The 12,880-nt window shown below is 59.2% G+C and carries 12 protein-coding genes; 10 read left to right on the top strand and 2 right to left on the bottom strand.

Annotated features, from left to right (window positions below; genetic code table 11):
* Positions 1-74 precede the first annotated feature (74 nt).
* Together tsr and hpaR are read right to left on the bottom strand one after the other, a co-directional pair.
* Positions 75-1,739, bottom strand: coding sequence for a methyl-accepting chemotaxis protein (gene tsr / locus ACMGGM_RS16245; RefSeq protein ID WP_014882420.1), 1,665 nt, complete (start codon positions 1,737-1,739; stop codon positions 75-77).
* An 83-nt stretch (positions 1,740-1,822) separates the two neighbouring features.
* Positions 1,823-2,263, bottom strand: coding sequence for a homoprotocatechuate degradation operon regulator HpaR (hpaR, locus tag ACMGGM_RS16240; protein WP_014882419.1), 441 nt, complete (start codon positions 2,261-2,263; stop codon positions 1,823-1,825).
* Positions 2,264-2,533: 270 nt separating this feature from the next.
* Here hpaR and hpaG point away from each other — a divergent pair, with 270 nt between their 5' ends.
* The 10 genes from hpaG to ACMGGM_RS16190 all read left to right on the top strand — a co-directional run bounded on the left by hpaG (position 2,534) and on the right by ACMGGM_RS16190 (position 12,714).
* On the top strand, positions 2,534-3,811 hold the full coding sequence (gene hpaG / locus ACMGGM_RS16235) for a 4-hydroxyphenylacetate degradation bifunctional isomerase/decarboxylase (RefSeq protein WP_023331949.1): 1,278 nt from the start codon (positions 2,534-2,536) through the stop codon (positions 3,809-3,811).
* Positions 3,808-5,274: a 5-carboxymethyl-2-hydroxymuconate semialdehyde dehydrogenase gene (gene hpaE / locus ACMGGM_RS16230; RefSeq protein ID WP_032637572.1), complete on the top strand. Its 1,467-nt coding sequence runs from the start codon at positions 3,808-3,810 to the stop codon at positions 5,272-5,274. Before hpaG ends, hpaE begins: the two co-directional genes overlap by 4 nt.
* 2 nt (positions 5,275-5,276) lie before the next feature.
* Positions 5,277-6,128, top strand: a complete 852-nt coding sequence (gene hpaD / locus ACMGGM_RS16225) for a 3,4-dihydroxyphenylacetate 2,3-dioxygenase (RefSeq protein ID WP_014882416.1) — start codon at positions 5,277-5,279, stop codon at positions 6,126-6,128.
* A gap of 9 nt (positions 6,129-6,137) precedes the next feature.
* The gene (locus ACMGGM_RS16220) at positions 6,138-6,518 is read left to right on the top strand and encodes a 5-carboxymethyl-2-hydroxymuconate Delta-isomerase (RefSeq protein WP_014882415.1); all 381 of its coding nucleotides are present in this window, start codon (positions 6,138-6,140) and stop codon (positions 6,516-6,518) included.
* A gap of 63 nt (positions 6,519-6,581) precedes the next feature.
* A complete protein-coding gene (hpaH, locus tag ACMGGM_RS16215) occupies positions 6,582-7,385 on the top strand; it encodes a 2-oxo-hept-4-ene-1,7-dioate hydratase (protein ID WP_023331948.1) in 804 nt (267 codons plus the stop codon).
* A gap of 10 nt (positions 7,386-7,395) precedes the next feature.
* Entirely contained in the window at positions 7,396-8,193 is a 798-nt protein-coding gene (gene hpaI, locus ACMGGM_RS16210) for a 4-hydroxy-2-oxoheptanedioate aldolase (RefSeq protein ID WP_014882413.1), read from the top strand.
* A gap of 21 nt (positions 8,194-8,214) precedes the next feature.
* On the top strand, positions 8,215-9,567 hold the full coding sequence (gene hpaX / locus ACMGGM_RS16205; protein ID WP_023331947.1) for a 4-hydroxyphenylacetate permease: 1,353 nt from the start codon (positions 8,215-8,217) through the stop codon (positions 9,565-9,567).
* Positions 9,539-10,429, top strand: a complete 891-nt coding sequence (gene hpaA / locus ACMGGM_RS16200) for a 4-hydroxyphenylacetate catabolism regulatory protein HpaA (RefSeq protein WP_045268931.1) — start codon at positions 9,539-9,541, stop codon at positions 10,427-10,429. The genes hpaX and hpaA overlap by 29 nt, the downstream gene beginning before the upstream one ends.
* 195 nt (positions 10,430-10,624) lie before the next feature.
* Positions 10,625-12,187: a 4-hydroxyphenylacetate 3-monooxygenase, oxygenase component gene (hpaB, locus tag ACMGGM_RS16195; protein WP_023331946.1), complete on the top strand. Its 1,563-nt coding sequence runs from the start codon at positions 10,625-10,627 to the stop codon at positions 12,185-12,187.
* Between the two features lie 17 nt (positions 12,188-12,204).
* Positions 12,205-12,714, top strand: a complete 510-nt coding sequence (locus ACMGGM_RS16190) for a 4-hydroxyphenylacetate 3-monooxygenase reductase subunit (protein ID WP_014882409.1) — start codon at positions 12,205-12,207, stop codon at positions 12,712-12,714.
* Positions 12,715-12,880: the final 166 nt, after the last annotated feature.

Raw genomic sequence — 12,880 nt, 5'->3', positions numbered from 1 at the left:
TAGCCGACACCCGGCACATACCCCTCCCCGTAGGCCGGGTAAGGCGAAGCCGCCACCCGGCACAACACGCACGATCAGAACGTTTCCCAGTTATCACCCGCATCAGCGGTTGCCGCTTTACGCGACATCACCGGGGTAGCAACGCTTTTCGCCGAAGCGAACTCGCGCGCTTTCATCTGCTCCTGCTGAATGCGGAACACCGCGACAGCCTGGGTCAGGCGGCTCGCCTGCTCTTCCAGCGCCGCCGCCGCTGCGGCAGACTCTTCCACCAGCGAGGCGTTCTGCTGGGTCACGCGATCCATCTCGGCGACCGCCAGACCCACCTGGTCGATACCGCGGCTCTGCTCGTCAGAAGCCGAGGCGATTTCGCCCATGATATCCGTAACGCGGGTTACCGCATTCACGATCTCGCCCATGGTTTCACCGGCGCTTTCTACCAGCGTTGAACCCACTTCCACGCGACCCACAGAGTCTTCAATCAGGCTCTTGATTTCACGTGCTGCCTGGGCGCTGCGCTGGGCCAGGTTACGCACCTCACCTGCCACCACCGCAAAACCACGGCCCTGCTCGCCTGCGCGCGCCGCTTCTACCGCCGCGTTCAGTGCCAGGATGTTGGTCTGGAAAGCAATTCCGTCGATAACGCTAATAATGTCGGCAATCTTCTGCGAACTACCGGCGATATCGCGCATGGTCTGCACCACGTTGTCCACCACTTTACCGCCTTTCTGCGCGGTCTCGGACGCGCTCAGCGCCAGATGGCTCGCCTGACGGGCGTTTTCGGCGTTCTGCTTCACGGTCGCCGTCAGCTGCTCCATGCTGGCAGCAGTCTCTTCCAGGGACGCAGCCTGCTGTTCTGTACGGGAAGAGAGGTCGTTATTGCCCATCGCGATTTCGCTCGCGCCGCTGTAGATAGCATTCGCGCCATTACGCACGTCGCCAACGGTCCGTACCAGCTCACTCTGCATATGACGCAGAGAATCGGCCAGTTCGCCCATCTCGTTGGAACCCTCCACTTCAATGCGCTTCACCAGATCGCCGCTGGCGATATGGCGAATGTTGTCGATGAGGCGCGTCAGCGGCGAAATCAGCGCCTGCTTGATACCCAACCAGACGGCCACGATCACCACCAGCACGGCAAGCAGCACGCTAATCAACACCCAGATGGCCTGGCTGAAGGAGCTCTTGCTGTCTTCAACCGCCATTTGATACAGCTTGTCGTTCTGCTGCAGGTAGCTGACATACTGCTTCTCAAAACCATCCTGGTAGCTCTGGGTCGGCTGATCGAAGAAGGCGTTGATTTTGCCCGCACCCAGCAGCTGAATCAGCTCCGCCAGCGCACCGTGGTAGATATCGTAGTTACGCTTGATCTCCATGGCATCCGCGTCGCTTTGACGCGGATCGCGCGGCAGGGCCTCGTAGGCGGCCCAGTTTTTTTCCGCCTGCTTCAGCGACGTGGACGCGATTTGCATCAGATCGTTAACGGTCGCGCCGCTGCCGATATTGCTCTGATCCATCATGTAGCGAATACCCGCGCGGTTCAGTGTATTACGGGTTTGCAGCAACGCCACCCAGCTGGCATTCAGCGTGGATTGTTGCTGGCGAATGGTTTGCAGGACGGTGAAATTCTCTTTGTCATGCTTAAGGGCATTGAAGAAAAGACCACCGGATGTGAGTTGTAACAGGCCAAATATAGCTAAAACCAGCATTAAACTGGTGACAATCTTGATACGGTTTAACATGTTTTCTCTTTCCTCAGACAGATACAGAATTTTCGGCCTGGAAAGGGAAAACTTTACGAAAATCATCCTGGAATTTGTGGTTTTTACTCTTCTTCCCGCGCTGCGTTATGCCGGTTTCCGAGTTCAATAAACTCTTCCAGCAGCGTCGTCAGCTGTTTCATCTTCTCCGGCGTGTATTCCGCCTCAATCTGCTGGTATGCCTCTTCCACCTGTGCCTGGGCGTGCTCATACAGCGCATTGCCCTCTTTGGTCAGCGACACGTACAGCTTGCGCTGGTCGTTCACTGGCTTTAAGCGCAGCACCAGGCCGTCGCGCTCCATGCGCGTCAGAATGCCGGTCAGGCTGGGACGCAAAATGCAGGTGCGAAACGCCAGATCGTGAAAATCCATCGACGGATGTTCCGCCAGCACGCGCACAATACGCCACTGCTGCTCGGTCAGGTTATGTCGCTTCACAATGGGTCGGAAGTACGACATCGCCGCTTCCCGCGCCTGCAGCAGCGCGATGGTTAATGAATCATGCATAGCCTCTCCCCGACCTTCATTAACAAGTAAACAATTCATAAAAGATGTTTTTATAAACAACACGTTTTCTGCCAAAAAGTCTAACAGAAACCCGCCACTTTTGTTAACACACTGATTTTAATCAAAATAAAAACCAAAATGTAAATTTATTGTTATTCATATCACAAATTTTTCACTTCTGATTGCGAAATAAACAGCAAAAGCATAAAACCAGATCATTAACATATTAATGAAATTATAACCCGGACTGCCGGGGTGAGGAGCAGGTGAATGAAAGGTACCGTTTTTGCCGTCGCGTTGAATCATCAAAGCCAGCGCGATGCCTGGGCTGAGGCGTTTGAAAAAGCCCCCTACAACACGCCGCCGAAAACGGCAGTGTGGTTTATCAAACCGCATAACACCGTGATCCGCGCAGGCGATCCCATTCCCTTCCCGCAGGGTGAAACGGTGCTAAGCGGCGCAACGGTCGCGCTGGTGGTGGGCAAAACGGCCAGCAAGGTGCGCGAGGAAGACGCGGCGGCGTACATTGCCGGATATGCGCTGGCCAACGAGGTGAGTCTGCCGGAAGAGAGCTTCTACCGCCCGGCGATCAAGGCGAAATGCCGGGACGGATTCTGTCCGCTGGGCGAGCTGGTCAACGTTGATAACGTGGATAACCTGACCCTCATCACCGAAATTAACGGCCGCGAGGCGGACCACTGGAATACGGCCGATTTGCATCGCAACGCCGCGCAGCTGCTGAGCGCCCTGAGTGAGTTCGCGACCCTTAATCCCGGCGATGCGATATTGCTCGGCACCCCGCACAGCCGCGTCGAGATCCGCCCTGGAGACCGGGTACGCATTCTGGCAAAAGGTTTTCCGCCGCTGGAAAACCCGGTGGTGGACGAACGCGACGTCGCTATCGCTCACCGCACGCCCCCGCACGCCACGCTGTTCGCCCTTGGCCTAAACTACGCCGACCACGCCAGCGAGCTGGACTTCAAGCCCCCCACCGAGCCGCTGGTGTTTATCAAAGCGCCGAACACTTTCAACGGTGACGACCAGACCTCGGTGCGCCCGAACAACATCGACTACATGCACTACGAAGCGGAGCTGGTGGTGGTCATCGGCAAAACCGCGCGCAAGGTGAGTGAAGCCGAGGCGATGGACGTTGTTGCGGGCTACACGGTCTGCAACGACTACGCCATCCGCGACTATCTCGAGAACTACTACCGCCCAAACCTGCGGGTGAAAAGCCGCGACGGGCTGACCCCCATTTCCCCAAACATCGTGCCAAAAGAAGCCATTCCCGACCCACACAACCTCGCCCTGCGCACCTTCGTTAACGGCGAACTGCGACAGCTTGGCACGACGGCGGATCTGATTTTCAGCATCCCGTTCCTGATTGCCTACCTGAGCGATTTTATGACCCTGCAACCGGGCGACATGATTGCCACCGGCACGCCGAAGGGGCTGTCCGACGTGGTGCCGGGGGATGAAGTGGTGGTGGAAGTGGAAGGCGTGGGACGCCTGGTAAACCGAATTGTGAGTGAGGAGACGGCAAAATGAAAAAAATTAACCATTGGATCAACGGCAAAAACGTGGCGGGAAGCGACTATTTCCACACCACCAATCCGGCCTCCGGCGAGGTGCTGGCCGAAGTGGCTTCCGGCGGTGAAGCCGAAATCCATCAGGCCGTAGCCGCCGCGAAAGAGGCGTTTCCAAAATGGGCCAACCTGCCGATGAAGGAACGCGCACGCCTGATGCGTGGTCTGGGCGATCTGATCGATCAGAACGTGCCCGAGATCGCCGCTATGGAGACCGCCGACACCGGCCTGCCGATCCACCAGACTAAAAACGTGCTGATCCCGCGCGCCTCGCACAACTTCGAGTTTTTCGCCGAGGTGTGTCAGCAGATGAACGGCAAAACCTATCCGGTTGACGACAAAATGCTCAACTACACCCTGGTGCAGCCGGTGGGCGTCTGCGCGCTGGTGTCACCGTGGAACGTGCCGTTCATGACCGCCACCTGGAAGGTCGCCCCGTGCCTGGCGCTCGGCAATACCGCGGTACTGAAAATGTCTGAACTCTCCCCGCTGACCGCCGACCGTCTGGGCGAGCTGGCGCTGGAGGCGGGCATTCCGGCGGGTGTACTCAACGTGGTGCAGGGCTACGGCGCGACGGCAGGCGATGCGCTGGTGCGTCATCACGACGTGCGCGCCGTCTCCTTTACCGGCGGCACGGCCACCGGGCGCAATATTATGAAAAACGCCGGGCTGAAGAAGTATTCCATGGAGCTGGGCGGCAAATCCCCGGTGCTGATTTTTGAAGACGCGGACATCGAGCGCGCGCTGGATGCCGCCCTGTTCACCATCTTCTCCATCAACGGCGAGCGCTGCACCGCGGGCTCGCGCATCTTCATCCAGCAGAGCATCTACCCGGAGTTCGTCAAACGCTTTGCGGAGCGTGCCAACCGTCTGCGCGTGGGCGACCCGACCGATCCGACCACCCAGATTGGGGCACTCATCAGTAAGTCACACTGGGAGAAAGTCTCTGGCTATATTCGCCTCGGCATTGAAGAGGGCGCGACCCTGCTGGCGGGCGGCCCGGACAAACCGACCGACCTGCCTGCACATCTGAAAGGCGGCAACTTCCTGCGCCCGACCGTACTGGCGGACGTCGACAACCGCATGCGCGTGGCGCAGGAGGAGATCTTCGGGCCGGTGGCCTGCCTGCTGCCGTTTAAGGATGAAGCGGAAGGTCTGCGCCTCGCGAACGACGTGGAGTACGGCCTGGCGTCGTACATCTGGACCCAGGACGTCAGCAAAGTGCTGCGCCTGGCGCGCAATATCGAAGCGGGCATGGTGTTCGTCAATACCCAGAACGTGCGCGACCTGCGCCAGCCGTTTGGCGGCGTGAAGGCCTCCGGCACCGGGCGCGAAGGCGGCGAGTACAGCTTCGAGGTGTTTGCGGAGATGAAGAACGTCTGCATCTCCATGGGCGACCATCCGATTCCAAAATGGGGGATCTGATCATGGGTACATTAGCGTTAGCGGCAAAAATCACCCACGTCCCGTCAATGTATCTCTCCGAGCTGCCGGGGAAAAACCACGGCTGCCGTCAGGGCGCCATCGACGGGCATAAAGAGATCGGCAAGCGCTGCCGCGAGCTGGGCGTGGACACCATCATCGTCTTCGATACCCACTGGCTGGTGAACAGCGCATACCACATCAACTGTGCGGACCATTTTTCAGGCGTCTACACCAGCAACGAACTGCCGCACTTTATCCGCGACATGACTTACGACTACGACGGCAACCCGGCGCTCGGCCAGCTGATTGCCGACGAGGCGGTGAAGCTCGGCGTGCGCGCCAAGGCGCACAACATCCCAAGCCTGAAACTGGAGTACGGCACGCTGGTGCCGATGCGTTACATGAACCCGGATAAACACTTCAAAGTGGTCTCTATCTCGGCGTTCTGCACCGTTCACGACTTCGCCGACAGCCGCAAACTCGGTGAGGCCATCGTCAGCGCCATCAAAAAATACGACGGCACCGTGGCGGTGCTCGCCAGCGGCTCACTGTCGCACCGCTTTATCGACGACCAGCGCGCGGAAGAAGGGATGAACAGCTATACCCGCGAGTTTGACCGCCAGATGGACGAGCGCGTGGTGAAGCTGTGGCGAGAGGGGCAGTTCAAAGAATTCTGCAGCATGCTGCCGGAATACGCCGACTACTGCTACGGCGAGGGCAATATGCATGACACGGTGATGCTGCTGGGCATGCTCGGCTGGGACAAATACGACGGCAAGGTGGAGTTTCTCACCGAGTTGTTCGCCAGCTCCGGCACCGGCCAGGTTAACGCCGTTTTCCCCCTGCCCGCGTGAGGAGCCACCATGCCGCACTTTATTGCTGAATGTACCGACAACATCCGCGAGCAGGCAGACCTGCCGGGGTTGTTCGCCAAAGTGAACGAGGCGCTGGCCGCCACGGGCATCTTCCCGATCGGTGGTATCCGCAGCCGCGCCCACTGGCTGGATACCTGGCAGATGGCCGACGGTAAGCAGGATTACGCCTTTGTGCATATGACGCTGAAGATCGGTTCCGGGCGCAGCCTGGAAAGTCGGGAAGCCGTGGGGGAAATGCTGTTTGGGCTTATCAAAGCGCACTTTGCTGCGTTGATGGCTGCCCGCTATCTGGCGCTGTCGTTCGAGCTGGACGAACTGCACCCGACGCTCAATTACAAACAAAACAACGTGCACGCGTTGTTTAAGTAATACCGCTCGATCTGTCCCCTCTCCCTTTGGGAGAGGGAGAAAACAATACAACAGGATATCGCCATGCTCGATAAACACACCCATACCCTGATCGCCCACCGCCTGCATCAGGCGGAACAAACCCGGGAGCAGATCCGCGCGATCTCGCTGGACTACCCGGAGATCACCATTGACGACGCCTACGCCGTTCAGCGCGAATGGGTAAGCCTGAAAATCGCCGAAGGCCGCGTGCTGAAGGGTCACAAGATCGGCCTCACCTCCAAAGCGATGCAGGCCAGCTCGCAGATCAGCGAGCCGGACTACGGCGCGCTGCTGGACGACATGTTTTTCCACGACGGCAGCGACATCCCCGTCGATCGCTTTATCGTCCCGCGCATCGAAGTAGAGCTGGCGTTCGTGCTGGCAAAACCGCTACGCGGCCCGAACTGCACGATCTTCGACGTCTACAACGCCACGGATTACGTCATTCCCGCGCTGGAGCTGATCGACGCCCGCTGCCACAACGTTGACCCGGAAACCCAGCGCCCGCGCAAGGTGTTCGACACCATCTCCGATAACGCTGCCAACGCAGGGGTGATCCTCGGCGGTCGCCCGATTAAGCCCGACGCGCTGGATCTGCGCTGGATCTCCGCCCTGCTCTACCGCAACGGCGTGATCGAAGAGACCGGCGTGGCCGCTGGCGTGCTTAACCACCCGGCGAACGGCGTGGCGTGGCTGGCGAACAAGCTGGCGCCGTACGACGTGCAGCTTGAGCCGGGGCAGATCATCCTCGGCGGCTCGTTTACCCGCCCGGTGCCCGCCAGCAGAGGCGACACTTTCCACGTTGACTACGGCAACATGGGCTCCATCAGCTGCCGCTTTGTGTAAGGAGACAATCATGCAGAATGCATTCAAAGCGGCGCTGAAAGCGGGCCGTCCACAAATCGGCTTATGGCTGGGGCTCACCAGCAGCTACAGCGCCGAACTGCTGGCCGGGGCAGGCTTCGACTGGCTGCTGATCGACGGCGAGCACGCCCCGAACAGCGTGCAAACCGTCTTAACCCAATTGCAGGCCATCGCCCCTTATCCGAGCCAGCCGGTGGTGCGCCCGTCGTGGAACGATCCGGTGCAGATCAAACAGCTGCTGGACGTCGGCGCACAAACCCTGCTGGTGCCGATGGTGCAAAACGCTGAAGAAGCGCGGCTGGCGGTACGTGCCACCCGCTACCCACCGGCGGGCATTCGCGGCGTCGGCAGCGCGCTGGCAAGAGCGTCGCGCTGGAACCGCATTCCGGACTATCTGCAGCAGGCTAACGACGCCATGTGCGTACTGGTGCAAATCGAAACCCGTGAGGCGCTGAAAAACCTGCCGCAGATCCTCGACGTGGAAGGCGTCGACGGCGTGTTTATCGGCCCGGCCGATCTCAGCGCCGACATGGGCTTTGCCGGTAATCCGCAGCACCCGGAGGTCCAGGCCGCTATCGAGCAGGCGATCGCGCAGATCCTGAGCGCGGGCAAAGCCCCCGGCATCCTGATGGCAAACGAGGCGCTGGCAAAACGCTATCTCGACCTCGGCGCGCTGTTTGTCGCCGTCGGCGTCGACACCACCCTGCTCGCCCGCGGTGCGGAAGCGCTGGCTGCACGCTTTATCGAACAACCGGTTACGTCAGTTAATAACAATAAATCCGTCTACTAAACGTAAGATCTGGAGCGCACCATGACGACCTCTACCCTGCAAACCCATGATAATAAAGCTGTTGAACAACGCGCCATTAACAAGCTGTTCCGACGTTTAATCGTGTTTCTCTTTATCCTGTTTGTTTTCTCGTTTCTCGACCGCATCAACATCGGCTTTGCCGGACTGACGATGGGTAAAGATCTCGGCCTCACCTCCACCATGTTTGGCCTGGCCGCAACCCTGTTTTACGTCACCTATGTGCTGTGCGGGATCCCAAGCAACATCATGCTGGCGAAGATCGGCGCGCGGCGCTGGATCGCCGGGATCATGGTGGTGTGGGGCATCGCCTCCACCTGCACCATGTTCGCCACCAGCCCTGAAACCCTTTACGTCCTGCGCATGCTGGTGGGCATTGCCGAAGCCGGTTTCCTGCCGGGGATCCTGGTCTATCTCACATGGTGGTTCCCGGCCTATCACCGCGCCCGCGCCAACGCGCTGTTTATGATCGCCATGCCGGTCACCATGATGCTCGGTTCAATCCTCTCCGGGTACATTCTGGCGATGGACGGGCTGTGGAACCTGAAGGGCTGGCAGTGGCTGTTCCTGCTGGAAGGGCTGCCGTCAGTAGTGCTCGGGGTAGTAACCTGGTTCTACCTTAACGACACGCCGGATCAGGCCACCTGGCTGGATGAGGACGAAAAGCAGGCGCTGAAAACCATGATCGCCCGCGAGCAGGAGGTCGCCATTGCCCGCGCCGTCACGCCGCGCTCGACGCTTCGAGAAGTGCTGACGCCCGCCGTGCTGCTCTATACGCTGGCCTACTTCTGCCTGACCAACACGCTGAGCGCGATCAACATCTGGACGCCGCAGATCCTGCAGAGCTTTAACACCGGCAGCAGCAATATCGTCATTGGCCTGCTGGCGGCGATCCCGCAGTTTTGCACCATCCTCGGGATGATCTGGTGGAGCCGCCGATCCGACAGGCTGAAAGAGCGAAAAAAGCACACCATCCTGCCGTACCTGTTCGCGGCGGCGGGATGGATGCTGGCCTCCGCCACCGATCACAGCCTGATCCAGCTGCTTGGCATCATCATGGCCTCAACCGGATCATTTACCGCCATGGCGATATTCTGGACCACGCCAGATCGGGTGATTAGCCTGCAGTCCCGCGCGGTGGCGCTGGCGGTGATCAACGCCATCGGCAACGTGGGTTCTGCCGTTAGCCCGCTGCTGATCGGCATTCTGCGCGACGCGACCGGCAGCTTCAGCTCCGGGCTGTGGTTTGTGGCCGGGCTACTGGTGGTCGGCGCGCTGGTGCTGACGCGCATTCCGATGACGCAGCGGGATCAACAGAGGAACGATCATGTGCCAGAGCCCTATCGCCAACATTGATATCAGCAAGGAGTACGACGAAAGTCTGGGCACCGACGATGTGCACTACCAGTCGTTCGCACGCATGGCGGCCTTTTTTGGCCGCGACATGCAGGCGCATCGTCACGACCAGTATTTTCAGATGCACTTTCTGGATACCGGGCAGATTGAACTCCAGCTCGACGATCACCGTTACTCGGTGCAGGCCCCGCTTTTCGTTCTCACGCCGCCGTCGGTGCCGCACGCGTTTATTACCGAATCCGACAGCGACGGGCACGTGCTGACGGTGCGCGAGGATCTGATCTGGCCGCTGCTGGAGGTGCTCTACCCCGGCACCCGGGAAGCGTTTGGTCTGCCGGGGATCTGCCTGTCGCTGGCCGACAAGCCTGATGAACTGGCGGCGCTGAAACACTACTGGCAGCTGATAGCCCGGGAGTCCATGGAACAGCTGCCGGGCCGCGAGCATACGCTGGTTCTGCTGGCGCAGGCCGTATTCACTCTGCTGCTGCGCAACGCGAAGCTCGACGATCACGCTTCAGGCGGTATGCGCGGCGAGCTGAAGCTGTTCCAGCGCTTTACCCAGCTGATCGACACGCACTACCACCAGCACTGGACAGTGCCGGAATATGCCAACGAACTGCACCTGACCGAATCCCGGCTAACCGATATCTGTCGCCGCTTCGCCAACCGCCCGCCGAAGCGGTTGATCTTCGACCGACAGCTGCGGGAAGCCAGACGGCTGCTGCTCTTTTCCGACAGCGCGGTCAGCGAGATTGCCTGGCAGCTGGGGTTTAAAGATCCGGCCTATTTCGCCCGCTTTTTTAACCGCTTAGTGGGGTGCTCGCCAAGCGCATATCGGGCGCAGAAAGTACCGGTTTCCTGAACGCATCACGGTTCGTAGGGCGGGTAAGCGCAGCGCCACCCGCCGAAAAGCCGCACAGATCACAAATCCACATCCCCCCCGAAAAGTACCCGCCGTTGTCCCAATCGTCCCTTCACGTCCCGCCCCTCTCACGCTTCAATTAAACAACAAAAACAAAACATAAATTTAACATCACTATTCCGATACGAGGTCCCTATGAAGCCTGAAGATTTCCGCGCCGATGCCAAACGTCCGTTAACCGGTGAAGAGTATTTAAAAAGCCTGCAGGACGGGCGTGAGATTTATATCTACGGCGAGCGCGTCAAAGACGTCACCACCCATCCGGCGTTCCGCAATGCGGCAGCCTCCATCGCGCAGATGTACGATGCCCTGCACAAGCCGGACATGCAGGACACGCTGTGCTGGGGCACCGACACCGGCAGCGGCGGTTACACCCACAAGTTCTTCCGCGTGGCGAAAAGCGCCGACGACCTGCGCCAGCAGCGCGACGCTATCGCCGAATGGTCACGCCTAAGCTACGGCTGGATGGGGCGTACGCCGGACTATAAGGCCGCGTTCGGCTGCGCGCTCGGTGCCAACCCGGCCTTCTACGGTCAGTTCGAGCAGAACGCCCGCAGCTGGTACACCCGCATTCAGGAAACCGGGCTGTATTTCAACCACGCCATCGTTAACCCGCCTATCGACCGCCACAAACCGGCGGATGAGGTGAAAGACGTCTACATCAAACTGGAGAAAGAGACCGACGCCGGGATCGTTGTCAGCGGGGCGAAAGTGGTGGCAACCAACTCGGCGCTGACCCACTACAACATGATCGGCTTCGGCTCCGCGCAGGTGATGGGCGAAAACCCGGACTTTGCGCTGATGTTCGTCGCACCGATGGATGCCGAAGGCGTCAAGCTCATCTCCCGTGCCTCTTACGAGATGGTGGCTGGCGCAACCGGCTCCCCGTATGACTACCCGCTCTCCAGCCGCTTTGATGAGAACGACGCGATCCTGGTGATGGATCATGTGCTGATCCCGTGGGAAAACGTGCTGATCTACCGCGATTTCGACCGCTGTCGTCGCTGGACGATGGAAGGTGGCTTTGCGCGGATGTATCCGCTACAGGCATGCGTGCGCCTGGCAGTGAAGCTCGACTTCATCACCGCCCTGTTGAAAAAATCGCTGGAGTGTACCGGCACCCTTGAATTCCGCGGCGTACAGGCGGATCTCGGCGAGGTGGTGGCCTGGCGCAATATGTTCTGGGCGCTGAGCGACTCCATGTGCTCTGAAGCCACGCCGTGGGTCAATGGCGCGTATCTGCCGGACCACGCGGCGCTGCAGACCTACCGCGTGATGGCTCCGATGGCCTACGCGAAGATTAAGAATATTATCGAACGTAACGTCACCAGCGGGCTGATCTATCTGCCGTCCAGCGCGCGGGACCTGAATAACCCACAGATTGACCAGTATCTGGCGAAATACGTGCGCGGCTCCAACGGCATGGATCACGTCGAACGCATCAAGATTTTGAAGCTGATGTGGGATGCCATTGGCAGCGAGTTTGGCGGCCGTCACGAGCTGTATGAGATCAACTACTCCGGTAGCCAGGATGAAATTCGCCTGCAGTGTCTGCGCCAGGCGCAGAGCTCCGGCAACATGGACAAAATGATGGCGATGGTCGACCGCTGTATGTCCGAATACGACCAACACGGCTGGACGGTGCCGCACCTGCACAACAACAGCGATATCAACATGCTGGATAAGCTGCTGAAATAGCGCAGCGGGAGGTTTCAATGCAATCAGAAGAACGCCTGCGTTTTCGCGACGCGATGGCCAGCCTGTCGGCCGCAGTCAATGTCGTCACCACCGAGGGGGAAGCAGGCCGCTGCGGCATTACCGCCACCGCAGTCTGTTCGGTTACGGACACGCCGCCGTCGGTCATGGTGTGCATCAACGCCAACAGCGCCATGAACCCGGTATTCCAGGGCAACGGCAGACTGTGCATAAACGTGCTGAACCACGAGCAGGAGATCATGGCTCGCCACTTCGCCGGGATGACCGGTATGACAATGGAGGAGCGCTTTGCCCTCTCCTGCTGGCAGAAAGGCCCGCTGGCGCAGCCGATGCTGAAAGGTGCGCTGGCAAGCCTGGAAGGCGAGATAAGCCAGGTGCAAACCATCGGCACGCATCTGGTGTATCTTGTTGAAATTAAAAATATCATTTTGAGTGATGCAGGACACGGCCTGATCTACTTCAAACGCCGTTTCCACCCGGTCATGATGGAGGTGGAAGCCACCGCGTAATTCTCCCGCGCGCTGGCCTTTTTTTCGGCCAGCGCCACTTTCTGCAAAAACTCCTAAGGTTTCCGCTAAATCACGCCGTTATACAACCATAAGATAAATTTTCTGTGCCTGAATACTGACATCTCTGGTCAGTGCTTCCCGCTTCATTCAGCGCATACCTAATATA

Origin of the sequence: Enterobacter sp. BNK-14 (assembly GCF_047456095.1) — a bacterium.
GTDB lineage: Bacteria > Pseudomonadota > Gammaproteobacteria > Enterobacterales > Enterobacteriaceae > Enterobacter > Enterobacter kobei.
The sequence above is the reverse complement of the archived record's forward strand: the minus strand, read 5'-3'. Positions and strand labels throughout refer to the sequence as shown.

Excerpts from the sequence above, each read along its gene's own strand:
- tsr (WP_014882420.1), bottom strand. The coding sequence starts at position 1,739 with ATGTTAAACCGTATCAAGATTGTCACCAGTTTAATGCTGGTTTTAGCT.
- hpaR (WP_014882419.1), bottom strand. The coding sequence starts at position 2,263 with ATGCATGATTCATTAACCATCGCGCTGCTGCAGGCGCGGGAAGCGGCG.
- hpaG (WP_023331949.1), top strand. The coding sequence starts at position 2,534 with ATGAAAGGTACCGTTTTTGCCGTCGCGTTGAATCATCAAAGCCAGCGC.
- hpaE (WP_032637572.1), top strand. The coding sequence starts at position 3,808 with ATGAAAAAAATTAACCATTGGATCAACGGCAAAAACGTGGCGGGAAGC.
- hpaD (WP_014882416.1), top strand. The coding sequence starts at position 5,277 with ATGGGTACATTAGCGTTAGCGGCAAAAATCACCCACGTCCCGTCAATG.
- ACMGGM_RS16220 (WP_014882415.1), top strand. The coding sequence starts at position 6,138 with ATGCCGCACTTTATTGCTGAATGTACCGACAACATCCGCGAGCAGGCA.
- hpaH (WP_023331948.1), top strand. The coding sequence starts at position 6,582 with ATGCTCGATAAACACACCCATACCCTGATCGCCCACCGCCTGCATCAG.
- hpaI (WP_014882413.1), top strand. The coding sequence starts at position 7,396 with ATGCAGAATGCATTCAAAGCGGCGCTGAAAGCGGGCCGTCCACAAATC.
- hpaX (WP_023331947.1), top strand. The coding sequence starts at position 8,215 with ATGACGACCTCTACCCTGCAAACCCATGATAATAAAGCTGTTGAACAA.
- hpaA (WP_045268931.1), top strand. The coding sequence starts at position 9,539 with ATGTGCCAGAGCCCTATCGCCAACATTGATATCAGCAAGGAGTACGAC.
- hpaB (WP_023331946.1), top strand. The coding sequence starts at position 10,625 with ATGAAGCCTGAAGATTTCCGCGCCGATGCCAAACGTCCGTTAACCGGT.
- ACMGGM_RS16190 (WP_014882409.1), top strand. The coding sequence starts at position 12,205 with ATGCAATCAGAAGAACGCCTGCGTTTTCGCGACGCGATGGCCAGCCTG.